Origin of the sequence: Planococcus sp. 1R117A (assembly GCF_051417975.1) — a bacterium.
Lineage (GTDB): Bacteria > Bacillota > Bacilli > Bacillales_A > Planococcaceae > Planococcus > Planococcus shenhongbingii.
Genome location: NZ_JBPRLO010000007.1, coordinates 37,536 through 63,673 on the forward strand (window position 1 = coordinate 37,536; position 26,138 = coordinate 63,673).

At 46.1% G+C, this 26,138-nt stretch carries 19 protein-coding genes and 1 riboswitch; all 19 genes read left to right on the forward strand.

The window, feature by feature from the left end; all coding sequences use genetic code 11:
* The first annotated feature begins 3 nt into the window (after positions 1 to 3).
* Positions 4 to 1,077, forward strand: a complete 1,074-nt coding sequence (gene xylF, locus ACSFXN_RS17565) for a D-xylose ABC transporter substrate-binding protein (RefSeq protein ID WP_437151447.1) — start codon at positions 4 to 6, stop codon at positions 1,075 to 1,077.
* 296 nt (positions 1,078 to 1,373) lie between these two features.
* Complete coding sequence (locus ACSFXN_RS17570; RefSeq protein WP_437151448.1) at positions 1,374 to 1,868, forward strand: DUF1456 family protein; 495 nt, start codon at positions 1,374 to 1,376, stop codon at positions 1,866 to 1,868.
* 358 nt (positions 1,869 to 2,226) lie between these two features.
* The gene (locus tag ACSFXN_RS17575; protein ID WP_437151449.1) at positions 2,227 to 2,829 is read left to right on the forward strand and encodes a hypothetical protein; all 603 of its coding nucleotides are present in this window, start codon (positions 2,227 to 2,229) and stop codon (positions 2,827 to 2,829) included.
* A 160-nt stretch (positions 2,830 to 2,989) separates the two neighbouring features.
* Positions 2,990 to 3,853, forward strand: a complete 864-nt coding sequence (locus ACSFXN_RS17580; protein WP_437151450.1) for a DUF6920 family protein — start codon at positions 2,990 to 2,992, stop codon at positions 3,851 to 3,853.
* A gap of 155 nt (positions 3,854 to 4,008) precedes the next feature.
* Positions 4,009 to 4,115: riboswitch (SAM riboswitch) on the forward strand.
* 72 nt (positions 4,116 to 4,187) lie between these two features.
* Positions 4,188 to 6,047, forward strand: a complete 1,860-nt coding sequence (locus ACSFXN_RS17585; protein ID WP_437151452.1) for a bifunctional homocysteine S-methyltransferase/methylenetetrahydrofolate reductase — start codon at positions 4,188 to 4,190, stop codon at positions 6,045 to 6,047.
* The gene (gene metH / locus ACSFXN_RS17590) at positions 6,028 to 9,462 is read left to right on the forward strand and encodes a methionine synthase (protein ID WP_437151453.1); all 3,435 of its coding nucleotides are present in this window, start codon (positions 6,028 to 6,030) and stop codon (positions 9,460 to 9,462) included. The genes ACSFXN_RS17585 and metH overlap by 20 nt, the downstream gene beginning before the upstream one ends.
* Positions 9,463 to 9,843: 381 nt before the next feature.
* Positions 9,844 to 10,851 (forward strand): aldose epimerase family protein, encoded by a 1,008-nt coding sequence (locus ACSFXN_RS17595; protein ID WP_437151455.1) that lies wholly within the window; start codon positions 9,844 to 9,846, stop codon positions 10,849 to 10,851.
* Between the two features lie 98 nt (positions 10,852 to 10,949).
* A complete protein-coding gene (locus ACSFXN_RS17600; protein ID WP_437151456.1) occupies positions 10,950 to 12,320 on the forward strand; it encodes a sigma-54 interaction domain-containing protein in 1,371 nt (456 codons plus the stop codon).
* Between the two features lie 175 nt (positions 12,321 to 12,495).
* Positions 12,496 to 13,821, forward strand: a complete 1,326-nt coding sequence (brnQ, locus tag ACSFXN_RS17605; RefSeq protein ID WP_437151457.1) for a branched-chain amino acid transport system II carrier protein — start codon at positions 12,496 to 12,498, stop codon at positions 13,819 to 13,821.
* Positions 13,822 to 13,911: 90 nt separating this feature from the next.
* Positions 13,912 to 15,534, forward strand: coding sequence for an amidohydrolase (locus tag ACSFXN_RS17610; RefSeq protein WP_437151458.1), 1,623 nt, complete (start codon positions 13,912 to 13,914; stop codon positions 15,532 to 15,534).
* Between the two features lie 18 nt (positions 15,535 to 15,552).
* Positions 15,553 to 16,728 carry an amidohydrolase gene (locus ACSFXN_RS17615; protein ID WP_437151459.1) on the forward strand — a complete coding sequence of 392 codons (1,176 nt, stop codon included), beginning with the start codon at positions 15,553 to 15,555 and terminating at the stop codon, positions 16,726 to 16,728.
* 104 nt (positions 16,729 to 16,832) lie between these two features.
* A complete protein-coding gene (locus ACSFXN_RS17620; protein ID WP_437151461.1) occupies positions 16,833 to 18,275 on the forward strand; it encodes a YfcC family protein in 1,443 nt (480 codons plus the stop codon).
* Positions 18,276 to 18,394: 119 nt separating this feature from the next.
* Positions 18,395 to 19,375, forward strand: a complete 981-nt coding sequence (locus tag ACSFXN_RS17625) for an LLM class flavin-dependent oxidoreductase (RefSeq protein ID WP_437151463.1) — start codon at positions 18,395 to 18,397, stop codon at positions 19,373 to 19,375.
* Positions 19,376 to 19,431: 56 nt separating this feature from the next.
* Positions 19,432 to 19,554 (forward strand): hypothetical protein, encoded by a 123-nt coding sequence (locus tag ACSFXN_RS17630; RefSeq protein WP_437151464.1) that lies wholly within the window; start codon positions 19,432 to 19,434, stop codon positions 19,552 to 19,554.
* 636 nt (positions 19,555 to 20,190) lie between these two features.
* On the forward strand, positions 20,191 to 20,961 hold the full coding sequence (locus tag ACSFXN_RS17635; protein ID WP_437151465.1) for an ABC transporter ATP-binding protein: 771 nt from the start codon (positions 20,191 to 20,193) through the stop codon (positions 20,959 to 20,961).
* 18 nt (positions 20,962 to 20,979) lie between these two features.
* Positions 20,980 to 22,839, forward strand: a complete 1,860-nt coding sequence (locus ACSFXN_RS17640) for an AMP-dependent synthetase/ligase (protein ID WP_437151466.1) — start codon at positions 20,980 to 20,982, stop codon at positions 22,837 to 22,839.
* 22 nt (positions 22,840 to 22,861) lie between these two features.
* Positions 22,862 to 23,746 (forward strand): branched-chain amino acid ABC transporter permease, encoded by an 885-nt coding sequence (locus ACSFXN_RS17645; protein WP_437151467.1) that lies wholly within the window; start codon positions 22,862 to 22,864, stop codon positions 23,744 to 23,746.
* Between the two features lie 4 nt (positions 23,747 to 23,750).
* The gene (locus tag ACSFXN_RS17650) at positions 23,751 to 24,812 is read left to right on the forward strand and encodes a branched-chain amino acid ABC transporter permease (RefSeq protein ID WP_437151468.1); all 1,062 of its coding nucleotides are present in this window, start codon (positions 23,751 to 23,753) and stop codon (positions 24,810 to 24,812) included.
* A gap of 78 nt (positions 24,813 to 24,890) precedes the next feature.
* Positions 24,891 to 26,105, forward strand: a complete 1,215-nt coding sequence (locus ACSFXN_RS17655) for an ABC transporter substrate-binding protein (protein WP_300991394.1) — start codon at positions 24,891 to 24,893, stop codon at positions 26,103 to 26,105.
* Positions 26,106 to 26,138: the final 33 nt, after the last annotated feature.

Here is a 26,138-nt window from a genome sequence, read left to right on the forward strand (position 1 = left end):
CCCATGGAGCCTATCTGGTCCCGAATGGTCAAATTGCTGGGTGTCTTATTCGCTGCATGTTTGCTGGCAGCTTGTAACGGCGGTGAACCGGAAGCGCAGAAAGAAACGCTGGTTCCCTCGGAGACAGAAAAAGAAGGTCCAATCAAAATCGGATTCTCAATGGACACATTAAAAGAAGAACGCTGGCTGAAAGACCGGGACTTGTTCCGGAAAGCGGCTGAGGCTCGTGGGGCGGAAGTGGAGATTGTGGCGGCGAACGGCAATGACGCTCTTCAAATCTCCCAGGCAGAAACGCTGATTCAAGGAGGCATCGATGTACTGGTAATTGTGCCGCACAATGCTGAAGCTACAGCAGCTATCGTCCATAAAGCGCATAAGGCAGGCATCAAAGTCATCGCCTACGACCGCCTGGTGAAAAACGCCGCCATTGATTTATATGTATCATTCGACAATGAACAAGTAGGGAAGCTGCAGGCACAGGCAATTTTAGAAGCCGTGCCGAAAGGGAATTATGTCTATATCGGAGGCGCCCCGACAGACAATAACGTCCATTTGATCAAGAAAGGCGTTCTTGATGTACTCCAGCCGGCTATCGACCGGGGAGATATTAAAATCGTCTATGATCAATGGACCGAAGATTGGGCACCTAAAAACGCCTTGAACAATATGGCCGAAGCACTCAAAGCCAATAACAATCAAATCGACGCAGTGATTGCCGCTAATGATGCAACTGCCGGCGGCGTTATCAAAGCTTTGGAAGCGCAAGGATTGAGCGGGGAAATTCCAGTCGCAGGCCAGGACGCTGAACTGGCGGCGGTACAGCGCATTGTCACCGGCACGCAGACCATGACCGTTTACAAACCGATTCAGAACCTGACCACACAAGTGGCGGAGCTCGCAATCCAGCTGGCCAAAGGCGAAGAAGTCATGACATCGGTCAGCGTCAATAACGGAAAAACCGAAGTGCCGTCGATTTTGCTGGCGCCTACGGCAGTAGATGCCGGTAACTTGGTCGATACGGTCATCGCAGATGGCTTTCATTCGAAAGAAGAGGTTTATCAAGAAGCAGGAAAGTGATTAGCAAAAAGAGCCTTTCATCAGTTAAGCCCTTTGATGAAAGGCTTTTTATGCTATTATTAGGGGTGGATATAGGGTATAGGTTGAATGAAAAAAGGATACTTTTAGATGCCGCTTCGGCCGCAGGACTTTAATGATGAGCCATCGGCCTTAAAACATATGCTCCTGCATCGCTACGCTAGCTTCGTCGCAAAACCATTGGCCTCACAACCCTCGGCCAATGGCTTCGCAGCTAAAATAGTTGGTTCAACTTATATGGATAGAAATTTGGGAAGTACGCAATAGGAGGATTTTAAATGGATAATAATGACTTACTGATTAGATTAAGGTACGCCCTTGATATAAAAAACAGCGATATGGTGGAGATTTTCAAACTTGGCGGTGTTGAGCTGACGAAAGAAGAAGTGCTGAAAGTGCTGACGAAAACGCCGGAAGAAGAGGATGTTAAAGAAAGTGAAGATCATATCCCTTTGGATAATGCCATGCTGGAGTCTTTTTTAAACGGCTTGATCGTCCACAAAAGGGGCAGACAGGAACCAAAACCGGGACAGCCTGAACAGCCGCCGTTGACAAACGAACCTTCCAATAACCTGCTGTTGAAAAAAGTGAAAATCGCTTTGCAGCTGACAAGTGATGACATGCTCGACATCTTGAAACTTGCCGGCGTCACTGTTTCCAAAAGCGAAATGGGTGGAATCCTGAGAAAGCAGGGGCATAAAAATTACAGCATCTGCGGCGACCGCTATGCACGGAATTTCCTGAAAGGGCTGGCTTTGAAATATAGAAAATAATTGCATCATAAATCTCATCTAACTGACAAGCAGCGATTTGGTGAGAAGAAAAGAGTTGCTGAATGTGTTTATTCAGCAACTCTTTTTTATTTTGCCAGGCTGGCAGAACCATTAAATGATTTCATCAATGCCGTTCCAGAATTCCTCTGATTCTTTAGACCGCGATAAAGGCGGCATGGATGGTCTTCCCGGAATATTTTATAGACTCCTTCTTGATTGCTCATTATAATTAGAAAAGTGGAAATTTTCATTATTTTCGTATAAACACAAGGAGTTAGTTGGGGTAAGGTTAAAAAATGCTTAAACGTTAATAAGTTTGTCTAATAAGGAAAGATGTTAACTAAAGGAGATCAATGATATGAAATGGCTGCCTACACGCAAAAACAAAATTGAAGCTTTTTGGAGATGGTTCGAGAAGAACGAAGAGACCTATTTTGAATTGGCTGAAGAAAATCGGGAAGAGCTGTTTGATGAACTGCAGCAAAAGCTTCAGAAAGTGAATAAGCACCTCGTTTTTGAGTTCAGTGCAGAGCCGGAAAACGGAAAACGCGAATTCATTATCAGTGCAGACGGTATGGTCGAGGCTTTTGATGCTGTGTTTGATTTGCAGGAAGCAGCGCCGGAACTTGAGCGTTTCGAAATCATTGCGTTCAGGCAGCCTTCACTGGAAGAATTCAGCGTCCATTACGGAAACAAGGAATTGACGTGGGAAGATGTTTATTACACCGCTCTACAGGATATAGAGCAGGAAGAAGTCAATATGATGCTGTATATCAAAGGGCTGACAGAGGAAAATGAAGAGGAAATTATTCCGCTCGTCTTCATCCTTTTAGACTCGGTGATTGGAGAATACAATACGGGGGTGCATGTGGGAAGAGTTGAGTTCCATCCGTTTGAAGCGCATCCGAATGCCCGGCCGCTTCATACGTTAAAAGAATTCTTTCCGGTGGAGAGCAGTTGAAATCCAGTAAATGATCAGGACATAAAAGCCCTAGGAAGGACTGAAGTGGAGAAATCAAATGCTTTGGATGAAATAACTCGCGTAAAGCTTTTTTACTGACAGGAAAATCATGCCCGATGTCGTATATAAGGTAGTAATGCAAAAATGGAGGTGCTGTAAGATGAGGAAGAGAGTGGCGATTTCACTTTCCGTCGTTGCTGTGGCCGCGTTATATAAAGGGGCGCTGTGGAATTTCAGCAGCCAGAGCAAGAAACAAATTGAGCAGCAGCTGGCAAAAGTGCCGGATGCAGAGCCGCAAAAAGTTACAGAAGAGATGCTGAAGCAGCTTCCGGCACCTGTGCAAAAATGGCTGGCAAATGCAGGGATCGTAGGAAAGGACCAAATCCGCACTGTATTTCTAAGGCAAACTGGCTGGATGAGGTTGAAGCCGGAACAGCAGGAGTGGACAAAAGCTGAAGCTGAACAGACCATTACAACTGATCCGCCGTCATTCACTTGGACAGTGAAGATGAACATGCTGCCTTTTATCCAAATCGTGGGCCGGGACAGTTTCGAATCTGGAAAATCTGAATTGCTCATTAAAGCGGCGGGGCTATTTCCAGTCGCCCGAGAAGCGGATAATGATAAAACCGATCAATCGGCATTGCAGCGTTATTTAATGGAAGTGTCCTGGTATCCGACCGCCGCCATCAGCCCTTATATTACATGGGAAGAAATTGATGGAAACACGGCTAGGGCGACAATGGATTATCAAGGGGTATCAGGTTCAGCGACCTATCATTTTAAGGAAGACGGCGAGCTGGAAAAAATTATCGCTCTTCGGTATAAGGACAGCAGCCCAGAGGCGCCTCTTGTACCTTGTGTTGCCGAAATCAAAGAACATCACAGCGCGGGCGGGATTAAAGTTCCTTCTAAAATCGAAATCACGTGGCAATTGGAAGAAGGAGATTTTACTTGGTACAAATTCGAAGTTCATGCAGCAGAGTTTGATCCAATACAAGCGGCAAAAAATACACCGCTTTGAGAAAGTTAACACTTCAACACAGAAAGTTCTTTCTTTTTCGACAAATCAACTTGACCTGAGGCCTGGATACAGTTACGATTTAAAGATATAAATTGAAAATTCAATCAGATGGACTCCAACTGCCTGTTAAAATGGAATAACAACTGAATAGTGAATTCTTATCGAGAGAAGTCGAGGGACTGGCCCTATGAAGCTTCAGCAACCAGCCATGAATGGTCAGGTGCTAATTCCAGCAGGCATGCAAATGTCTGGCAGATGAAAAGGAACGAGTTTATTAATCGTAAAGCCTTCTTTTTCAAAGATGGCTTTTTTTGTATATTTAGGAGGCGAAAGCATGGGTTTATTAGATGAGCTAAAGACGAGAATATTGACGGCAGACGGAGCAATGGGAACGTTATTATATTCATACGGCATTGAATACTGCAACGAGGAATTGAATTTGCAGCGGCCGGAAATCATCGAAAAGATCCATCAGGAATACATTCAGGCCGGTGCAGATATCATCCAGACCAATACGTATGGCGGCAATGCCTTGAAACTTGCGCGTTATGGGCTGGAGCATCAAGTGAAAGAAATCAACGAATCGGCAATCCGCATTGCAAAACGGGCGGCCGCTCCGGGCGGGCAATTTGTCTTTGGGACAATCGGCGGCATCCGGGGCATCCGGAAAAGCGATGCGACTTTGCAGGAAATCATCACGATGGTGGACCAGCAAGCAAGCTATTTGCTGGCAGGAGACCCGGATGCCTTGTTACTTGAGACATATTATGATTTTGAAGAACTGGCTGAAACCGTTACCCATCTACGGAAAGTGACCAATGTGCCGTTGATTGCCCAAGTGTCCATGCACGAGCCGGGCATCTTGCAAAACGGCCTGGCTTTGAATGACGCCTTGCATCAACTGGAAGAATTAGGTGCAGATATTGTCGGCGTCAATTGCCGGTTGGGGCCTCACCATACGATTCAGGCGCTGGAAGAAGTGGCGTTGCCGAAAAAAGCTTACCTTTCGGCTTATCCGAACGCCAGCTTATTGGATCTTGAAAATGGCCGGGTGGTTTATGAATCGGAAGCAGATTATTTCGGACGCGCAGGTTTATTATTAAGAGAAGAAGGGGCACGCTTGATCGGCGGCTGTTGCGGCACGACGCCAAAACACATCGAAGCGCTAAAAAAACGCATCGGCAATTTAAAACCGATTACTGAAAAAGAAGTAGTTAGGAAAAAGCCGATTGTCATTCGCGAAGCAGAAGCACTTGAAGAGGCTCAGCTTCATGAAAAAGCGAAAACGGAGCGTACCATTATTGTGGAATTGGATACGCCGAAACATTTGGATATTACAAAATTCATCGAAGGGTCAAAAGCGCTGAGTGCAGCAGGAGTAGACGCAGTTACGATGGCGGACAATTCACTTGCCTCTCCAAGGGTCAGCAATTTGGCGATGGGCGCCATTTTGAAACACCAGGAACAAATCCGTCCGCTTGCACACATAACATGCCGTGATCGGAACTTGATCGGCTTGCAGTCGCATTTGATGGGACTGGATGCCCTCGGAATCCATGACATCCTGGCAGTAACGGGAGATCCGACAAAAGTGGGCGATTTTCCTGGAGCGACCAGTGTTTATGATGTCTCGAGCCTGGAATTGATCCAGTTGATCAAAAAGCTGAATGAGGGCATTTCATTTTCGGGGAAACCGCTGCGCAAAAAAGCGAACTTCTCCGTCGCCGCTGCGTTCAACCCGAATGTCCGGGTGCTTGACCGGGCAGTGTCGCGTTTGGAGAAGAAAATTGAAAGCGGCGCGGATTATTTCATTTCGCAGCCGGTTTATACGAAAGAGAAAATCATTGAAATTTATGAAGCGACCAAGCATCTGGATACGCCGATTTTCCTCGGAGTAATGCCTTTGACGAGCATCCGCAGTGCCGAATTCCTGCATAATGAAGTGCCGGGCATCAAGTTATCGGAAGACGCGCTCGAGCGGATGCGCGCTTGCGGCGATGATAAAGACTGGGCCAGCGCAGAAGGCATCCAAATCGCCAAAGAACTGATTGATACAGCAGCGAAATTATTCAATGGCATTTACTTGATCACGCCATTTTTCCGCTATGATATGTCTTTGGAATTGATCGATTATATCCGCCAACTTGATAGACAGAAAGAGAGCGATCGCAGCCATGTCCAAACAGCTAATTGAACAACTTGAAAAAAGAATTTTAATTATTGACGGAGCTATGGGAACGATGATTCAGAATGCTGATTTATCAGCAGAAGATTTCGGCGGAGAGCAGCTCGACGGCTGCAACGAGTATTTGAATATCGTCCGTCCGGATGTGATCGAAAGCGTCCACTATGCTTATTTAGAAGCGGGCGCGGATATTATCTGTACGAACACATTTGGCGGCACACCGATCGTGCTGGATGAATACGATCTCGGCAGCCGGGCAGCGGAAATCAATCGCCGGGCGGTGGAAATTGCGAAACGCAGCACAGCCGCTTTTTCAACTCCGGAATGGCCGCGTTTTGTGGCAGGTGCAATCGGCCCGACGACAAAAACCTTATCCGTGACGGGCGGCGTAACATTTGATGAAATGCTGGACAATTTCTATGTGCAAGCGAAAGCGCTCGTCGAAGGAGGCGCAGATTTGATTCTTTTGGAAACGAGCCAGGATATGCTGAATGTCAAAGCGGCAACGATCGGTATCAAGAAAGCGTTTGAAGAAACCGGCATCGAGCTTCCGATTATGGTGTCCGGAACCATCGAGCCGATGGGGACGACGCTTGCCGGGCAGAGCATCGAAGCGTTCTATATTTCAATTGAACACGTCAAGCCGCTGTCAGTCGGTTTGAACTGCGCGACGGGCCCTGAGTTTATGACGGACCATATCCGTTCTTTAGCTGAACTGTCGGATGGCTATGTCAGCTGTTATCCGAACGCCGGGCTTCCGGATGAAGAAGGCCATTACCACGAGACGCCGGAATCTTTGTCGAAAAAACTGCGCGGATTTGCCGAAAAAGGCTGGCTCAATGTAGTCGGCGGCTGTTGCGGAACAACGCCGGCCCATATTAAAGCCGTCAGGGAAGCTATGGAAGGGTTAGCACCAAGAAAGCCGGAAGCAGCCGGACATGGCCATGTGATTTCTGGCATCGAGCCGCTGCAATACGATGAATCGATGCGCCCGTTGTTTATCGGTGAACGCACGAATGTCATCGGTTCCCGTAAATTCAAGCGGCTGATTATCGATGGCCGATTTGAGGAAGCTTCTGAAATTGCCCGGGCACAAGTGAAGAACGGAGCGCATGTCATCGATATTTGTTTGGCAAACCCGGACCGCGATGAGCTCGAAGATATGACAAACTTTATGAAGGAAGTTGTCAAAAAAGTGAAAGTCCCGCTTGTTATTGATTCCACGGATGAAGCCGTCATCGAAGCGGCCTTGAAATACTCACAAGGAAAAGCAATCATCAATTCGATCAATCTGGAAGACGGAGAAGAACGGTTTGATGCCGTTATGCCGCTCGTGAAAAAATACGGCGCGGCCGTTGTGGTCGGGACAATTGACGAACCGGGCATGGCTGTCACGCGCGAACGGAAGCTTGAAGTTGCTGAACGATCATATGATTTATTGGTCAATAAATGGGGGCTTGCGCCGGAAGACATCATTTTCGATCCGCTTGTATTTCCGGTCGGAACAGGGGATCAGCAATACATCGGTTCCGCGGTGGAGACCATTGAAGGAATCCGCCTGATCAAGCAGAAATTTCCGCGCTGTCTGACAGTTCTCGGCATCAGCAACGTATCGTTCGGCTTGCCACCGGTCGGCCGCGAAGTGCTGAATGCGGTTTACTTGTACCATTGCACGCAGGCTGGGCTTGACTACGCCATCGTCAACACGGAAAAACTGGAGCGTTACGCTTCAATTCCGCAAAAAGAAATTGAAATGGCCAATGAATTGCTGTTTACGACGACGGATAAGACCTTAGCCGATTTTACGGTGTTTTACCGTGATAAGAAAAAGGAAAAGACCGAAGACGATATTCCGAAAACAGTTCCTGAACGGCTTGCCTATTATATTTTGGAAGGCACGAAAGAAGGGCTCATTCCGGATTTGGAAAAAGCGCTCGAGCTGTACGATACACCGCTTGACATCATCAACGGTCCGCTAATGGAAGGCATGGCTGAAGTGGGCCGCCTGTTCAATGACAACCAATTGATTGTGGCGGAAGTGCTGCAAAGCGCCGGCGTCATGAAAGCGGCGGTTTCCTTCCTGGAAGGGTTTATGGAGAAAAAAGAAGACGATTCCGGCAAAGGCAAAATTGTCCTGGCAACAGTTAAAGGCGATGTTCACGACATCGGTAAAAACCTGGTGGATATCATTCTCAGCAATAATGGCTATAAAGTCATCGATGTCGGCATTAAAGTGACGCCAGCGACGTTGATCGAAGTGATCCGGAAAGAAAAGCCGGATATGATCGGCTTATCCGGGCTTCTCGTCAAATCGGCCAAGCAGATGGTCATCACAGCACAGGACTTCAAGGAAGCAGGCATTGATGTGCCGATTCTGGTTGGAGGAGCAGCATTGTCACGGCGCTTTACTGAAACCAAAATCGCCGCTGAATATGACGGACCGGTCATTTACGCAAAAGATGCGATGCAAGGCTTGGACCTTGCCAACCGTTTGCAAAGCGAAGCCGGGAAAGAAGTGCTGTTGGAAGAGCTGGACGCCCAGCAGGAAAAACGCAAAGTGTCGGAAGCCGCAAGAGAATCGAAACAGGCAGTGGCGGTAGCAGTCCGTCCGGTCAAAACGGTCCGGGAAGATGTGCCGGTCTACGAGCCGAACGATTTGCGCCGGCATGTGCTGAAGGATTATTCAGTGGCCCATCTGTATCCGTACGTCAATATGCGAACATTAATCGGCCACCATCTCGGTTTGAAAGGCTTCAGTGAAAAATCGCTTGCGCAAGGCGACCAGCGGGCAGTGGAACTGCATGAACTGGCGACCGGATTCTTGCAAGCCGGATTGTTAAAGCCATCCGGCATGTATCAGTTTTTCCCGGCACAAAGTGATGGCGACGACGTCATTATTTATAGCCCAGCGGATGCCAAGACTGAAATTGAACGCTTCACCTTCCCGCGCCAGTCAGCTGAGCCGTTTCTATGCCTCGCGGATTATTTGAAATCCGTCGACAGCGGCGAAATGGATTATGTCGCGTTTATGCAAGTGACGGCAGGGCACGGTGTACGTGATGAAGCGGCTCGTTTGAAAGAAGCCGGCAAATTCCTTGAAAGCCATGCGCTGCAAGCGACAGCACTGGAGCTGGCAGAAGGTTTTGCAGAGCGCATCCATCAGGAAATCCGCGATCAATGGGGCTTCCCGGATGCCACTGACTTCTCGATGCGAGACCGTTTCGCGGCGAAATACCAAGGACAGCGTTTCTCATTCGGCTACCCGGCTTGTCCGAATCTGGAAGACCAAGCGAAATTATTCGGCTTGATCAAGCCGGAAGACATCGGTGTCCAGTTGACGGAAGAATATATGATGGACCCGGAAGCTTCTGTGTCGGCGATGGTTTTTGCCCATCCGGACGCACGGTATTTCGTGGTGGATTAATGGAACAATGAAAAGAGGATGGTTTGTCTGCTGGATTGCGGATAAGCCATCCTTTTTATGGTTTTTTTGTGCCAGTTGGGCATAAAGTGGCCGAGGATGGGCATAACTCTCATAGAGTTGGGCATAAACTTAGTAAAGTTGGGCATAAACAGGGTGTACTTAGGCATAAAAGTGAAATTCGAGACATTTACTGCGACACTGGTTCGTTTTCCAAACAAAATACAGCTTACTATGCTTCGGCCGATTGCTAAGGCAGGGGGTAGGCCTGTAATTGTCGAAGTGAACGAGTAAGAGGGAAAACGAGCAAGTGATCGAGCCTTGTTGCCAAGCGAGTCTCACTGAGGGGGCATGTCCTATAACTTTGAAAGGCAGTGAAGCAAAATGGAAGTGGAACAGCGTTTATTCGGCTATAAGGAAAGGCGTCCGGTGACCTTGTACACCATGAGGAACGCCATTGGTTTTGAAGTGTCATGCATGGACTGGGGCTGCATCATTACAAAGATTATTGCACCTGATCAAAGGGGGAACTTGGAGAATGTGGTGCTGGGTTTTGACACATTGGAGGAATACGGCGACAATCCGCATTTTTTAGGAGCAGTGGCTGGACGTTTTGCCGGCAGGATCAAAGGCGGCGCATTTACACTTGAAGGCCAGGACTATAAACTTGCCGCCAATGCCAACGGCCATCATTTGCACGGAGGGAATCAAGGTTTCAGCCATAAGTTATGGAAGTCGGAGTTGATGCGAAATGAAAGCGAAGCCGCCATCGAGTTTTCCTATTTGAGCCCGGACGGGGAAGAAGGCTATCCTGGGAACCTTGAACTGAAAGTTACATACACGATCCGCGATGATGCCAATGATTTGATCATTTCTTATTCGGCCGTTTGTGATAAAACGACTTTATTGAATGTGACCAATCACAGTTATTTTAATTTGAGTGGAGATTTGAAACAGGATATCTTCAATCATGAACTGACAATAAATAGCAATAAATTCCTTGAGTTGGATGCTGAAAAAATTCCAACAGGCGAATGCTTGCCGGTCGACGACTCGGTATTTGATTTCCGAGATGGCAGGAAGCTGCAAGACGGAATTGATCCGCAGAGTCCGTTGGCTGGCGGCGGATATGATCATCCATTTCTATTGGACAGCAGCCAGCGAAAAGAAATTGTGCTGGTGGACAAAGAAAGCGGGCGCCAACTCGTTGTCGAAACGACAGAACCGGCCGTTGTCCTTTATACAGGCAACCGCTTGGGGCTTTGCCTCGAAACGCAAGGATTGCCGGATTCAATCCATCACCCGCATTTCCCTTCAGCGATATTGAAGAAAGGTGAGCGGTTTAACAGCGAAACCCGATATTCATTTGGAGTCATCAACCGGCAGCCGTGATTGCCGGAGAAAAGCGTCAACTTCTGCTGCTGAAGTTGGCGCTTTTTTGTTTTATTGGATATGTTAGAAGCAGGAAAAGCGCGTTAGGAGGAAACAATGTGCTACATGAACTAGACAACTTTGACCGTCTCGCGGATTTTGACAATGTCCTTGTCGTAGATGAAGACGGCAAAACCCTTTATTATGATTTGGCTGATTTGAATGTATTGGCAAAACTGGGGCACCGGCCTGAAGATTTCTTGGGAAAGAAAATCACTTCTTTTTATACCAATCTGACTGATGACAATAGCACTGTAATGAATGTGCTTAAAAAAGGCACCGCTGTGACAGGTGTCTCACAAAAAATGATGACAAAGACGGGGAGCATGTTCATTTCCAAAAGCTCGACATACCCGATAAGCGAAAATGGCAGAGTGGTAGGAGCAGTAGAGTTTTCGAAACATTATTATTCCAAAGAAGATATGCAATATCTTGACCAATACAACAGCCATAAAGTATACCGGAAAAACAATACCGGCTATACGATTGACGATATCATCACTAGAAATCATAAAATGCTGAAGATTAAAGATAAAATGGTCCGGATTGCCAAGCACAATTCAACTGTCCTGATTTATGGCGAAACTGGAACAGGTAAGGCAGTGATCGCACAAGCGATCCATAATCTCAGCAACCGTTTTGCCAAACCCTTTATCTCCGTTCACTGCGGAGCCCTTCCGGAGCATTTAGTGGAAAGGGAATTCTGGGGAACAGAAAAGAATGAAGCTGCTGGCATTGAAGAAAGTATCGGTTTTTTTGAGCAGGCAGAAGGAGGGACGCTGTTTCTCGATGAAATTCATTCTTTGGATCCGCATTTGCAGGCCAAGCTGCTGAATGCCATTGAACAAAAAAGCATCCGCAAAATTGGAGGCGCAACAGATGTCCAATTGGATATCCGCATCATTTCCGCGACCAATGAAAATCCGGATCTGCTGATTGAACAAAAGCGGATGCGTGAAGATTTGTACTATCGCCTCGGGGTCATTCAATTAGAGCTGCCGGAACTGAAAGATAGGAAAGATGACCTTGATATGCTGGTTTCCCGTTTTATCGCATTTTACAATGAGCGGATGGATATGAATGTTGAAGGCATTGAGCCGGAAGTGCTGGAGTATTTCCGGACTTATAATTGGCCGGGCAATATCCGGGAACTTAAAAATGCCATTGAAACAGCCTTCAATACAGCAGAGGATAAGCTCATCACATTAGAGGATATTCCGCCAAGAATTCGCAAAGCTAATCATTTTTCAGGATCAACGGAGAATAAAAGGGCTAATATGGATTTGAAAGAAGTCGTCGATGATTACGAAAAATCGATTATCTTAACGGAATTGCAAAAATCGAATGGCGTTATAGCGGAAGCGGCACGAAGATTAGGCGTTTCAAAACAAACTTTAAAATACAAATTAAGCAAGTACGAATTGCGGTAAAAATTTTTTTACGAAAGAGGGGAAAAAACTTCCCCTCTTTTTTTCTTTGTACAGGATTGTATATAGTTAAGTTCACAGACAATAGCGATAGTTTAATTGGCTGAATTTATGTGGGAAATTGATTTTATTGAAAGCGATTTCAGCTGGAAAATACAACATAGAGGATGTGTTTAGCATGAGCAAGACAATTCAGCACAGTATCATTCTTGGATTTGCGTTATTCGCTTTATATTTTGGAGCGGGAAATCTGATTTTCCCACCTTCTATCGGCTTGGCCAGCGGAAGTGAATGGCTGCCTGCTTTAATCGGATTTGCAGTAACAGGGATTGTACTCCCGCTTCTTGCAGTCATCGCAATTCTAAATGCAGGCGGGGATTTTGAGAAATTGACGAAACCGATTAGTTCGTGGTTTTATATTGCCTTTAATCTTTTATTGATGGTCGGCATTGGATTGTTTGTGACGCTGCCGCGGATGGCTGCAACCACTCACGAGCTGGGAATAGCTGTTCAGTTCCCCTCACTTCCGCCAGTGGTAACCATCGTGCTGTTCTTTGCAATCAGTTTTTATTTTGCGATGGATCAGTCACATGTCATTGAGAAAATCGGAAAATTTTTGACCCCGCTGCTCGTCATTATTTTGCTGCTCATCATAGGCAAAGGGCTGTTCTCTCCGCTGGGCACACCGGTAGTGACAGGGGCGGAAACGCCATTCTCAAATGCCTTTATCAGTGCTTATCAGACAGGCGATGTTATTACGGGAATTTTATGTGCACCGATTTTCATTGCCGCCATTGCCGGCTTTGGTTATCAGGGTAAACAAGCCCGCAAAATAGCATTGACGGGTACATCCATTGCAGGGGCAGGGTTGCTGGTTGTATATGGCGGCCTCTTGTATATCGGAGCAGGGGCCAGCGAGGCATTCCCTTCCGGAATCTCTGATACGGTCCTTGTTTCTCAAATCGTCGAATCTCTTTTAGGTGATGTCGGTACAACTGCGTTAGCTATTGTAGTTGCACTTGCATGTCTGACATCGAGCATCGGCGTAATAGCGGTAATAGCAGAATTCCTGGCTAAACTAACTGAAAACACAATCAGTTACAGGCTTTGGGTGCTAATAATTGCTGTAATAGGCACGGGAATTGGGTTGCTTGGCGTGGAGAGAATAATCGACTATACCATGCCGATTTTCACGGCGCTTTATCCGGTGGCAATTGTTCTTGTATTTCTCGGAGTCTTTAACAAATTCATCCCGCATGCAGGAGGATATCGTGGGGCAATTTTACTTACATTCATTGTTAGTTTTGCTGAAACTTTAGTGTCCATCGGTTTCCAAGTTCCGCTGCTTGAACAGCTGGTCAGTATGCTGCCATACAGTACGCATGGCTTTGCTTGGCTAGTACCGGCAATTGTCGGGTTTATCTTAGGAATTCTAATACCGGCCTTTATCCAAAATAATGCCGCAAAGCGAGCAGAACCAGTAGAAGATGCAGAAGCAGAATAATAGAGCGAATCTTGATTCGTCGGGAGGTTCTTGGCCTTTTACTTTCGCTTAGAACGAAAAAGAACAAGCAGATTCGAAAGGGGAAATTACATGTCCAGTCAGCAGCAAGTCATCTATGAAAACGGAAAAATATTTACTGCAGATCCGATGCAACCATATGCGGAAGCAATGGTGGTGGAAAATGGAAAGATTCAATGGATCGGTTCGCAAACCGACAGTGAACACGTGGAAGGGCAGCGGGTTGATTTAAAAGGGCAGCGGGTCATTCCTGGAATCGTTGATGCACATTTGCATCCGGTATACCTGGCGAGTGCAGCAAAAGAAATTCCATGCACGGCTCCTGTCGTCAATTCCATTGCGGATCTGCAAAATGAAATCCGAAAACAGCGGGAACTTCAAAAGCCAGGTGAATGGATTCGAGGCTGGGGCTATGATGAAGGGAAACTGGCGGATGGCCGTTCTCCAGTAAGAGAAGATCTGGACGAGGCAGTAAGCGATTCTCCGGTAATCATTACTCGGACTTGTGCGCATATCATAGTCGTCAACAGTAAAGCGCTTGAAGTGGCTGGAATCACAAAAGATACGCCGAATCCACCGGGGGGACAGATTGACCGCGATGAAAACGGAGAACCGACAGGCACGTTCCGGGAAAGCGCACGATTTTTGGTCATGAACAAAATGCCTCAAATGCCTGGTGCGGGACATGCGGAAGCAGTTGCCGAAATAACTCCGTTCCTGTTTGAGCATGGCATTACATCCATTACGGAAATGATGGCCCTGGCTTCTCCGATGGATTATCTGGATATGTATAAAGAAGCACGTTCCAATGGCTTTGCTCAACGGATTTCCATCTATTATACGTTTGAGGAGCTATTGAAAATACAGCGGCTATCAAAAGAAACTACAGACCGAACACAGCCGGTTTATATTGGAGGCATTAAGCTGTTTGCCGACGGCAGTGTTTCCGGCCGGACCGCCTGGGTCAATCCGGAATTTCTGGGAGCAGATGAAAGTTATGGCCTCTCGACCATTTCGAAAGAAGAGCTTTTAGCTGCAGCAGCGATGGCGAAAGAATACGGAGTCCAGCTTGCGGTCCATGCGATGGGAGAGCAAGCGATTGACCAAATTGTCGATGTGTTTGCGGGAGTTGACAATTGGATAGAAGACGGCCCGTCTGTGCGCATCGAACATGCCGCATTGCCCACACCCCATGCGATTCGAGTGGCGGCTAAAAAAGGAATCGCGTTTGTGCCGCAGCCGATTTTCCTTTTCGCCGAAATTGAAAGCTATGTAAACAATTTAGGAACAGAGCGCACAAAGACAGCTTATCCGGTAAAATCCATGCTTGAAGCAGGGATTTCGGTAGGATTTTCTTCTGACGCACCGGCAACGGCATGGACAGATCCGGTTGATCCATTTATCGCCATCCAGGCCGCTGTTACACGAAGCTCATATAACGGTGCTGATAACGGGCAAGATGAAAGAATCTCTGCTGAAAAGGCGGTCGAGCTTTATACGCGAGGCGCGGCTGAAGTGGCCCGATTTCTTGAAGTTGGGCAATTGAAAATTGGCTATTTTGCTGACTTTTTGGTCCTGGACCGAGACATTTTTGATGTGGCTCCTGAAGAAATCGGTGAAGTGAAAGTCGAGCAAACGTATTCAAATGGGCAACTTGTATATCAAAAAAAGGGAAATGCTGTTCTTTCTAATTAAAAAACTGGAGGTCTTCCAATGGTGAAAATCAATCTACAAAAATCTTTCGAGAATGTGAAAGTGCAAGTAATCGAATGGAGACGTTATCTGCATCAATACCCTGAACTGTCATTTAAAGAAAAAGAAACTTCGCAGTTTGTTTATGATACGCTGCAATCTTTCGGCAATCTTGAAATTACGCGCCCGACAGAAACAAGTGTTATGGCAAGATTGATTGGTGCACACCCAGGTAAGACATTGGCAATCCGGGCGGATATGGATGCCTTGCCCCTCCAGGAAGAAACCGGTTTGGAATTCCGTTCTAAAAGAGATGGCGTCATGCATGCTTGCGGGCATGACGGCCATACTGCAATGCTGCTGGGAGCAGCAAAAATCCTTTCAGGCATGAAGGAGGATATTAAGGGAGAAGTCCGTTTCCTGTTCCAGCACGCGGAAGAACAATTTCCCGGAGGCGCCATTCAAATGGTGGAAGCCAGTGCCATGGAAGGAGTCGACTGGGTGATTGGGGCGCATTTAATGTCGACAGATGAAATTGGCAAAATCGGTTTGGCGAATGGCCCCATGATGGCTTCAACCCATGCCTTCTGGATTACCGTCAATGGCCAAGGCGGCCATGGAGGCATGCCACACGATACGATTGACAGCATTGCTATCGGGTCACAAGTCGTGACCAATCTTCAGCATATCGTTTCACGCAATTCTGATCCGCTTGATCCAGTTGTATTATCAATCGGGAAATTCAGTGGCGGCGAAGCGGGCAATGTTATTGCCAACTCAGTGGAAATCGTTGGAACCATTCGTGTCTTTGCTGATAAATACCGCGATATCATGCCAAAGCTTGTCGAACGTGTCGTAAAAGGGGTTACGGAAGCGCACGGTGCCAGTTACAGGCTGAAGTATGAAATCGGCTATTTGCCGGTAGTCAATGATGAGGAAGTGACGGCGGTCATTGAAGAAACGGTTCACGACCTTTATGGCAAAGAAGCTGTAGAATACTGCAAACCGAGAATGGGAGCGGAAGATTTTTCTGCTTTTCAGCAAGAAGCGGCTAGCTCGTTTTACACGATTGGAGCCGGCAATAAAGAAAAAGGAATTGTTTACCCGCACCACCATCCGCGTTTTACCTTTGATGAAGACGCAATGGAATATGGCGTTAACATTTTCGTAAACGCTGTTTTTAAGTTCTTAGTTTAATCAAGGCGACCGAGATCTGAATGAGATTCGGATCTCGGTAAAAATTTACATAGATAGTTCAGAATTTTCGTTATTCGATTGTTAGGAGCAAAGGGGAGAATGGGATGGCAATTAACACGGAGTCGGCAGAAAAATACAAATTAAAGGAAAAGAAAGCTTATAAGCTTCCTCATGTTTACGTGATTTTATTCATTATGATGTTATTGGCTTTTGTGGCAACGTATTTGATACCAAGTGGCGCTTTTGAGAGGACAGCCACCGAAACCGGTGCTCAAATCTTAGTCCCGGACACCTTCAAGTATACAGACGCAAAAAGTGTAGGTTTTTTTGATTTTCTTCATTCCATTCCAAATGGGATGGTTCAAGCGGGAGCTATAATCTTTGGCGGTTTAATGATGGGTGGGTTAACGGCGGTTTTGGATAGAACAGGATTGCTGCCATTATTAATTGGCAAGATCAGCTCAGTATTAAAGTCGAAAACCATTCTTGTAGTGCCTGTGTTGATGATTCCGATTGCTGTTTTTACAACTATAACCGGAGCCTTGGAATTGATTTTAATTTACATTCCGATCATCGTGCCGATGGTCATAAAGATGGGATTTGACCGCTTTACTGGAGTCGCCATTCCGATAGTTGCAGCAACAGCCGGTTTTTCCACCGCTATTACGGCTCCCGCGACATTAGGGCTTTCCCAGCAACTGACGGAATTGCCTCTTTATTCAGGTTCTGGATACCGTTTGATCATTTTTATCATCATGACAGGAATCGGTATTGTTTACGTGTGGCGCTATGCCAGCAGAGTGCAGAAAAAGCCGGAGCTTGGCCTGACGTATGGTGATGGAATGGATGAACAATTTAAAAATGCGGATACCGAAGAACTGCCAAAAACTATGACGAAGCGCCAAAAAGCAGCTGTAGCAGTATTGGCAGCCGGTTTTGTCGTCATGCTCTACGGATTGCTGCAATGGAAATGGTATTTCATTGAATTGGGCGGCTGGTATGCTTTTCTGGGAATAGCAATTGGGTTGATATGCGGCTTCTCGCCAAGCCGCATCGCCGAGTTTTTCCATGAAGGATTCAAAATGATGTTAATGGGCACTTTGCTTATCGGGTTGGCCCGTTCAATTTCAATCATTCTTGAACAAGGTGAAATTTTGGATACGGTTGTCCATTTTACCACTCAGCTTGTAGGCTTTATGCCAGCAGAAATTGCTGCTATTTCCATGTTGATTGTACAAGGCCTATTCAATTTCCTTGTGGGTTCAGGAAGCGGACAGGCAATGATTATGATGCCGATCATGAGCGGCTTATCGGATGTTCTGGATGTCACACGGCAAACTGCAGTTCTGGCTTTTCAATTCGGTGACGGGTTTACGAATGTCCTATATCCGACTTCCGGGGTTCTGTTGGCTACGCTTGCATTAGCACATGTATCTTACGGAAAATGGCTCAAATTCATTATTCCGCTAATGTGTCTGTGGCTTGCGTTAAGTGCTGTCTTCCTCGTCATCGCCCAAACGATTGGCTGGGGCGCAAATTTGCAATGAACAATCGATTTCCGTGCAGCTTTTTTCAGGAGTTCAATGGTTTTCTAAAGCAATTGTTTCTAAGGAGAATCTCCCGCATGTTAAACTACTAGCAACTAGTTAAAAAAGGCGGGAGTCAAATGATTGCGTTAAACATTTTGGATTATTCACCGATTGATGAAGGCGGGACAGCCCGCGAAGCTTTGCTGCAGACGACTGAACTGGCAAAGCTTGCGGAACAGCTTGGCTATAAACGGTTTTGGGTTTCAGAGCACCATAAAGTGATGTCGGTTGCAGGAAGCACGCCGGAAATGCTGATGATGCATCTGGCAGCTTCAACGTCTTCAATCCGGATCGGTTCAGGCGGTGTCATGCTGCCCCATTACAGCGCCTATAAAGTCGCTGAGAATTTCCGCATGCTTGAAGCGCTCTATCCGAACCGGATTGATCTTGGAGTCGGACGCTCGCGCAGCTATCTTAAAGTCAATCAGGCGCTGAACGGCAATAAGCGCATTCCGTATGATCAGCAAATAGAAGACTTGCAGCAATATTTGACTGATGCGAATGAATTGATTGCCACACCGGTTACTGAGACTGCGCCTGAGATGTGGGTGCTCGGGACTGGAACAGGCAGTGCCGAACTCGCCGCAGCAAATGGAACGGCATATTCCTACGCTCATTTTGCGCGGCCTTTTGCATCAAGTGTGGACGTGGTGGAAACATATCGCAAAAGATTCCAGCCATCAAAACTGCTGGAACAACCAAAAGTGATCATTGCCGTGTTTGCCGTCGTCGCGGAAACAGCGGAGCAAGCGGAAGACATTGCGAAAGCTTTTGATTTGTGGCTGTTATTTGTGGAATCGGATATGCCGCCTCCTTATTACCCGTCCATTGAAACTGCGAAAGCCCGGGGCTTCAGTGCGGGCGAGCAGGAAAAAGCAATGAAAAACCGGAAGCGCATGATTATCGGTGATGCCGAAACGGTGAAGGCGGAAATTGAACGCATTGCGGGATTATATGATGCGGATGAAGTGATGATCATCCCGAATGTCTCAGGAGTGGAGAATCGGATGAAGGGGATCAAGTTGCTGGCCGAGGCTTTCGGACTCACTGCGAAATGAAACCATTTTTCTATAGCTGCGTATTATGAGTTAAACCGGTAAAGGGGAGATGGCTGGTGAAAAAGAAAGAGAAGAAGGACCGCTGGTGGATATGGGATGTGTTCGAGTTCTTTATCGGTGTTTTAGAGATTTTTTTGTATATTCCCCGGCTCGTCATTCGTATCGTGCGGGAGCTGTGAGAAATTAAAAAAGCGTTCAAAGCGGCAACCCGCTTTGAATGCTTTTTCTTTTCTCAAAATCAAGACTTACGCAGAAAAACTCATAGCGAAAAACAATAAAATATTGCAGATTTAATTAGTATTTCAAAATAAAACAATTGGTTGATGTCTACCGAAACGTCTGCAAATATAACTTTTGCGTTTAAAAGCAATGAATAATTTAATGTTTTTTCTATATAGGTTTTAAATTTTAAATCAGCAGCCAGCACTCAAAAGAAGGCAAAAAATTTTTTCTTTAGCGAGGCAAAGGCGAGGCAGTAAAAGCTATGCTGTTTCTGGAATAAGCCAGGAAATTGCCACTTCAAAGGAGATTCTTCTGCCATCACGGCTTTTACCCGGATTCTTTAAAGATAAATTCTATAGAAATCCTATTCCTCGTTGTCGAGCAAAAATGAAATATAAGGAAAAACATAAGAAGAATAATTCTTGAATTTTTCCATGTGTAAAAAAGACTTAATTTCACGATAATAATATTCAAAAATAAATTAAGAATATTCCTAAAATTAAAAAAGTCAATATTGACAAGGTTATGCTCCTTATATACTATACAAGGAAGCGCTTACAGTATTATTTTGCGATGAAACGAGGGAAATCGTAATGGGAAAAATTCTGGAGATAGAAGGATTGCATTTACAGTTTGGTGGAGTAAAAGCATTAGATAATGTCAGTTACCACATTGAAGAAGGAGAAATTTTCTCGCTTATTGGACCTAACGGAGCTGGAAAAACCAGTATGCTTAACTGCATTAGCGGACTTTATCAGCCAACTGAAGGATCGATCCTTTTTAAAGGACAGGCATTGACCAGCCTAAAACCATACAAACGGACATCCCTTGGAATAGCCCGTGCTTTCCAAAATATTGCCTTATTTGCCCATATGTCAGTCCTCGACAATATCAAATTAGGCCGGCATGCCTTAATGGATTCAGGATTATTCAGCGGTGGATTATATTTCGGGAAAGCTTCAAAGGAAGAAATTGTTCATCGGGAAAAAGTGGAGGAAGTGATCGAGTTTTTAGAGCTTCAAGATATTCGGAATGTACCGGTAGGAAAACTGCCTTATGGAATGCAAAAACGAGTTGAAGTAGGAAGAGCGCTCGCTCTCGAGCCGGAACTTATTCTTCTCGATGAACCGATGGCTGGGATGAACAGTTCCGAAAAAGACATGATGGCGCGAATGATTCTCGATATGCATGAACTAAAAGGCATGACGGTTGTGCTGATTGAACATGATTTAGGAGTAGTCATGAATTTGTCCCATCATATTGCCGTATTGGATTTTGGGAAGCAGATTGGTTTTGGGACGCCAGAAGAAATTCAAAAAAATCCGGCGGTCATAAAAGCCTATATCGGAGAAGAAGCCATTTAGGAAGGAGGCAGATGTGAAATGACATTGCCAAAGCTATTAGCAAAGCGCGCTGCTGAAATGAAAAATGGAGTGGCTCTCAGACAAAAACATCTTGGAATCTGGAACGAAGTCAGCTGGGGGGAATACCAGAAAAACGTAGAAATGCTGGCAATTGCCTTATCCACGGAGTTTAAATTTAAACGAGGCGAAACACTGGCGTTGATTGGCGAAAACCGCCCGCATTGGCTTTATTCACAAATAGCGGCCCAAGCACTCGGCGGGGTTTCGGCAGGCATCTATCAAGACTCTCTTCCGGCACAATTAATTTATTATTTAAATGACTGCCAAGCGCGGATAGCGATTGTAGAAGATCAGGAGCAAGTTGATAAACTGCTGGAAATCAAAAATGACCTTCCTTATTTAGAGCATATTATTTTTTGCAATGGACAAGGCTTGCGGCATTACAAAAATGACTGGTTAACCAGTTTTGATGCATTGCTGGAAAAAGGTGCAGTGTTTATTCAGGAAGCACCAGCATTTTATAGCAGCGAACTTGAGTTTTCCAAGCCTGAAGATACAGCCATTATTGCTTATAGCGCCTCTGCTACCGGCCATCCTAAAGGTGTTAAATTGTCCCACAGCAATTTGATTGCAGCTGCACAGAATTTGGACTCTGTAGACAAAATGAAGGGGAAAGATGATTATTTTTCGTTTTTGCCGCTTTCCTGGATCCACGAACAGGTAATTAGCATAGTGGCTCCGCTATTGACTGGAATGGCAGTAAACTTCCCGGAAAAACCGCATACCGTCCTTACGGATTTAAGGGAAATTGGTCCGCAGACTTTATTGGCGCCTCCCCGGGTTTACCAAACCTTATTGTCGAATTTTACCATACGTATTCAAGGAAGCAGCTGGCTCAAAAAGAAAGTATATCTGACTTTTAAAAAGTATGGCGATAAGGTGATTAAAGCCAAACTTCAACATCAAAAAGTGTCAGCAGCCGATAAACTGATGTATGGAATTGGTGATTGGCTGGTTTTCAGTGCCATTAGAGATCATATGGGATTTGGGCGCGTCAAACGGGCTTACATAGCAGGAGCGACTCTTGAACCGGAAACCTATTGTTTTTTCCACAGCATCGGAGTGAACGTGAAACAGACATACGGTGCAACGGAACTTGCCGGCATTGCCTTTGTCCAGCGAGATGAAGATCTCCAGTTGAATAGTGTAGGCAAACCGCTCCCGCATACGGAAATGAAAGTTAGTGAAAAAGGCGATATCTTTGTTCGGAATGCAGAGGCTTTTGCGAAAAGCGAAAGTTCAATGCAACAGGATGGCTGGATTTCACTTGGTGATTGCGGCAGATTGGACGATTCAGGGCATTTATACGTATTGGACCGGAAAGAAGACATTATCACATTAGCGAATGGCGAACTTGTTTATCCAAGCATGGTCGAAAATAAACTCAAAGCCAGCCCATATATCCAGGAAGCAGTATGTTTTGGCGAAGGCAAGCCATACATTACAGCAATTTTAAACATCGATTTGAATAGCGTTGGGAAATGGGCGGATAAAAACCGCCTTGTTTATACGGATTACTCAGACCTGGCACAAAACCCCGAAGTTATTGAATTTATCAGCAAAGAAGTCAGTGAACTGGGCAAAGAACTTGAGGGCGGAGCAGCCGTGAAGAAGTTTGCCATCCTCCACAAGCAGCTTAGCGCAAATGATGATGAAATGACGCGGACGCTGAAAATCAGAAGAAACTATATAAAGCAGAAATACGGTTCACTCATCGAAAGTTTTTACGGGGACAGCGTAGAGGCGGGAACCGGCAAAAACACGTCAGAAGATGATAGCAGCTTGACTGGCACAATCCGTCATCAGGTTGTGCAATAGGAGCTTAAGTGGGGGTGGAGAAATGACGTTTTTTATTCAGATGCTTATAACCGGAATTGTAGTAGGAAGTATTTACGGGCTCGTCGCTTTGGGCTTTGTGTTAATTTATCGTGCAAGTGATGCTTTGAATTTAGCGAACGGGGAGTTTGTCATTATTGGCGCTTATATCTGCTTGACGCTTATGACGGCGTATCAAGTTCCGTTTATCATCGCATTGGCGATTACTTTGGTGTTCAGCATGCTGCTGGGGCTGCTTGTCGAACGGCTGGTCATCCGGCCGCTCCAGAACGCCCCGGTCATTTCCGTCATTATGGCGACCATTGGGTTGTCGAGCTTGCTGGCAGGGCTCGTGCACATGATTTGGGGGCACCAGACGAAGAAATTCCCGCTGATCTTTCCGGCAACGCCGCTGGAAGTGGGCGGAGTCATTATTACGCCGGTTTACCTGTGGTCTTTCATTATCGTAATCACTTTGCTCATTCTGTTCTCTGTATTCTTCAAGTTTTCGAAAATGGGAATCGCGATGCGAGCGGTGGCGGATGATAAGCAAGCGGCTTCTTCAATGGGAATCAGCGTCAAGAAAGTGTACGCCATTACCTGGGCGATTGCCGCAGTTGTCGCAGCTGTAGGCGGAGTGCTGCTCGGTAATATTAACGGAGTCAGCCCGACAATGGCAACCATCGGTTTGACTGTGCTGCCCGTGGTTATCCTTGGCGGGCTCGACAGCATTCTTGGAGCCATTGTCGGTGGGTTCATCATCGGAATTTTGCAAAGTATGGCGGGGGGATACTTAGACCCGTTAATTGGCGGAGGACTGAAAGAAGTAGCGCCCTTTATCGTCGTTCTTCTTATATTAATGATCAAGCCGTACGGGTTATTTGGCCGGGGCGGAACAGAAAGGGTGTAACGCGATGCGAAATCCGTTTGTCAATGAAAGCGGTAATTATAAAACAAGCTATGCCAAAGACATGAAATTATTCGGATCGAAAAGCGCTGCATTAAGAATGTTTGCGCTAATTGCACTTGCACTGCTGGTTCCGCTGTTTACGTCAAATTATGTTATAGGATTGCTGACGCTTTGCACAATTGCTTCAATCGGCGCAATCGGACTTAATATCCTGACGGGCTTTACCGGACAGATTTCTATCGGCACTGGAGCATTCTTAGGAGTAGGCGGCTATACTTCGGCGATTCTAACCTCCACTTACGGACTGAGCTTCTGGGTTGCGCTTCCTCTTGCCGGTTTAGTAACGGCGGTTGTCGGCGGTTTGTTCGGGATTCCATCGCTTCGTTTGAAGGGATTGTATCTGGCGATTGCAACGCTCGCTGCGCAGTTTATCATCATCTTCATCATCAGCCGCTGGACCAGCGTCACTGGCGGAACAGGAGGGATGTCGCTTAGCCGCCCGACGGCTGGACTGTTCTCCTTGTCGAGCAATACAAGCTACTATTATTTATGCATCGTTATCTTGATGCTGACCGCGCTGTATGCGACCAATTTGGTCCGGACGCGTACTGGACGTGCTTTCCTGGCAGTGCGGGATCGTGATGTAGCTGCGCAAATCATGGGCATCAACTTATTTAAGTATAAAGTCATGGGCTTTGCCATCAGCTCTTTCTTTGTCGGAATCGCCGGTTCTTTGTTGGCTCATTACACGATGATTGTCAGTCCGGAGTTCTACGGCATCAGTGTTTCAATCGAATACTTGGCAATGATTTTGATCGGCGGGCTCGGCAGTGTCATGGGTTCCATTTTGGGAGCCGTCTTTATCACTCTCTTGCCGGTAGGCTTGACGATGATTATCGACTTCATGGTGCTGTATTTGCCAAGTCTGGGACAAATTTTGTCTTCATTCCGGGAATTCGTCTTTGGCATAGTTATCATCCTGTTCTTAATTTTTGAGCCTGGGGGGCTCGCCTCCATGTGGACCAATTTAAAAAATTATTTCAAGTTATGGCCGTTTTCTCATTAACAAAGGTTTTTCTGAAACTGCAATGTCCATCATGCCGTTTCGTCCACATAGCTATATAAACACAAAGGGGGAAGTAAATTGAAAAATAACAGAATGAAAGCGATCAGTGTATTACTCGGATTATCATTGGTTCTTGGAGCTTGCGGTGAAGAAGCTGCGACAAGCGGAGGCGGCGCAAAAGAAGGGGAAAGAACGGTAACGATCGGTTCGTTCTATGACATTACCGGTGGAACCAGCGATACAGGAACTCCATATTCTGAAGGTCAGGAAGACTTCTTCGCAAATTTAGAAAAAACGGGCGGCATTGAAGGCCTTCATATCGAACATAAAGGAGAAGATTACGCCTACGAAATTAGCGAAGCGCAGCGCCTTTATCAGACTTATCGAGATCGCGATGGCGTATCGGCAATCCTTGGATGGGGAACAGGCGATACGGAAGCCCTTCGCAAGCAGGTAGCAACTGATAAAATTCCTTTCATGTCCGCTTCGTACTCTGAAAGCTTGAAGGATTTAAAAGAAAGCCCGTACAACTTTTTCGTAGCTGCTTCTTATTCGGATCAAGGCCGTATGGTGTTGAACTGGATCAAAGAAAATCATAAAGGAGACAATCCAACGGTTGCTTTGCTTTACAGCGATACAGGGTTCGGACGCTCTCCAATTGAAGACATCAAAAAATACGGCGAGGAAATCGGCGTTGAAATTGTAGACGAGCAAGTCATCGAATTATCAGCAACAGAAGCTCAGTCTCAATTATTGAACATGGAAAAGAAAAATCCGGACTATGCGATTATCCAGCAAACATGGGGAGCGACTTCAACCATTCTGCGTGATGCAAAAACGCTTAAAATCGATACGCAGTTTATCGGCTTGAACCAGGCGGCAGGCGAAGGTTTGGTTGAGCAAGCCGGTGAAGTATCAGAAGGCTTTATGGCAGTACTTACACATTCCCTTCCATATGAAGACGTAGAAGGGATGAAAGAGTACAAAACCTTCTTGGAAGGCGATGGCCGATCAATCGAAGACATCAACATGCAGCATGTGGCAGGCTGGGTAGCTGCAAAAGTAATGGTAGAAGGCATCAAAGAAGCGGCTGAACTGAAAGCGGAAGGCGATATTACCGGAGAAGATGTTCTAGCGGGTCTTGAATCCCTTGATAACCTCGACCTTGGTGGATTAGCTGCACCGGTAACGTTTAGTGAAGAAAGCCACGCCGGCACAAACCAAGCACGCCTCGGCAAAGTGGTTGACGGTAAATGGGAACCAATGAGCGATTACTTAAGCGCTGAAAAATAAAATACCTATAAGGAGAGTATCTAGGTACTCTCC

Coding starts and splice junctions, on each gene's coding strand:
- xylF (WP_437151447.1), top strand. CDS start 4: ATGGAGCCTATCTGGTCCCGAATGGTCAAATTGCTGGGTGTCTTATTC.
- ACSFXN_RS17570 (WP_437151448.1), top strand. CDS start 1,374: ATGGATAATAATGACTTACTGATTAGATTAAGGTACGCCCTTGATATA.
- ACSFXN_RS17575 (WP_437151449.1), top strand. CDS start 2,227: ATGAAATGGCTGCCTACACGCAAAAACAAAATTGAAGCTTTTTGGAGA.
- ACSFXN_RS17580 (WP_437151450.1), top strand. CDS start 2,990: ATGAGGAAGAGAGTGGCGATTTCACTTTCCGTCGTTGCTGTGGCCGCG.
- ACSFXN_RS17585 (WP_437151452.1), top strand. CDS start 4,188: ATGGGTTTATTAGATGAGCTAAAGACGAGAATATTGACGGCAGACGGA.
- metH (WP_437151453.1), top strand. CDS start 6,028: ATGTCCAAACAGCTAATTGAACAACTTGAAAAAAGAATTTTAATTATT.
- ACSFXN_RS17595 (WP_437151455.1), top strand. CDS start 9,844: ATGGAAGTGGAACAGCGTTTATTCGGCTATAAGGAAAGGCGTCCGGTG.
- brnQ (WP_437151457.1), top strand. CDS start 12,496: ATGAGCAAGACAATTCAGCACAGTATCATTCTTGGATTTGCGTTATTC.
- ACSFXN_RS17610 (WP_437151458.1), top strand. CDS start 13,912: ATGTCCAGTCAGCAGCAAGTCATCTATGAAAACGGAAAAATATTTACT.
- ACSFXN_RS17615 (WP_437151459.1), top strand. CDS start 15,553: ATGGTGAAAATCAATCTACAAAAATCTTTCGAGAATGTGAAAGTGCAA.
- ACSFXN_RS17620 (WP_437151461.1), top strand. CDS start 16,833: ATGGCAATTAACACGGAGTCGGCAGAAAAATACAAATTAAAGGAAAAG.
- ACSFXN_RS17625 (WP_437151463.1), top strand. CDS start 18,395: ATGATTGCGTTAAACATTTTGGATTATTCACCGATTGATGAAGGCGGG.
- ACSFXN_RS17635 (WP_437151465.1), top strand. CDS start 20,191: ATGGGAAAAATTCTGGAGATAGAAGGATTGCATTTACAGTTTGGTGGA.
- ACSFXN_RS17640 (WP_437151466.1), top strand. CDS start 20,980: ATGACATTGCCAAAGCTATTAGCAAAGCGCGCTGCTGAAATGAAAAAT.
- ACSFXN_RS17645 (WP_437151467.1), top strand. CDS start 22,862: ATGACGTTTTTTATTCAGATGCTTATAACCGGAATTGTAGTAGGAAGT.
- ACSFXN_RS17650 (WP_437151468.1), top strand. CDS start 23,751: ATGCGAAATCCGTTTGTCAATGAAAGCGGTAATTATAAAACAAGCTAT.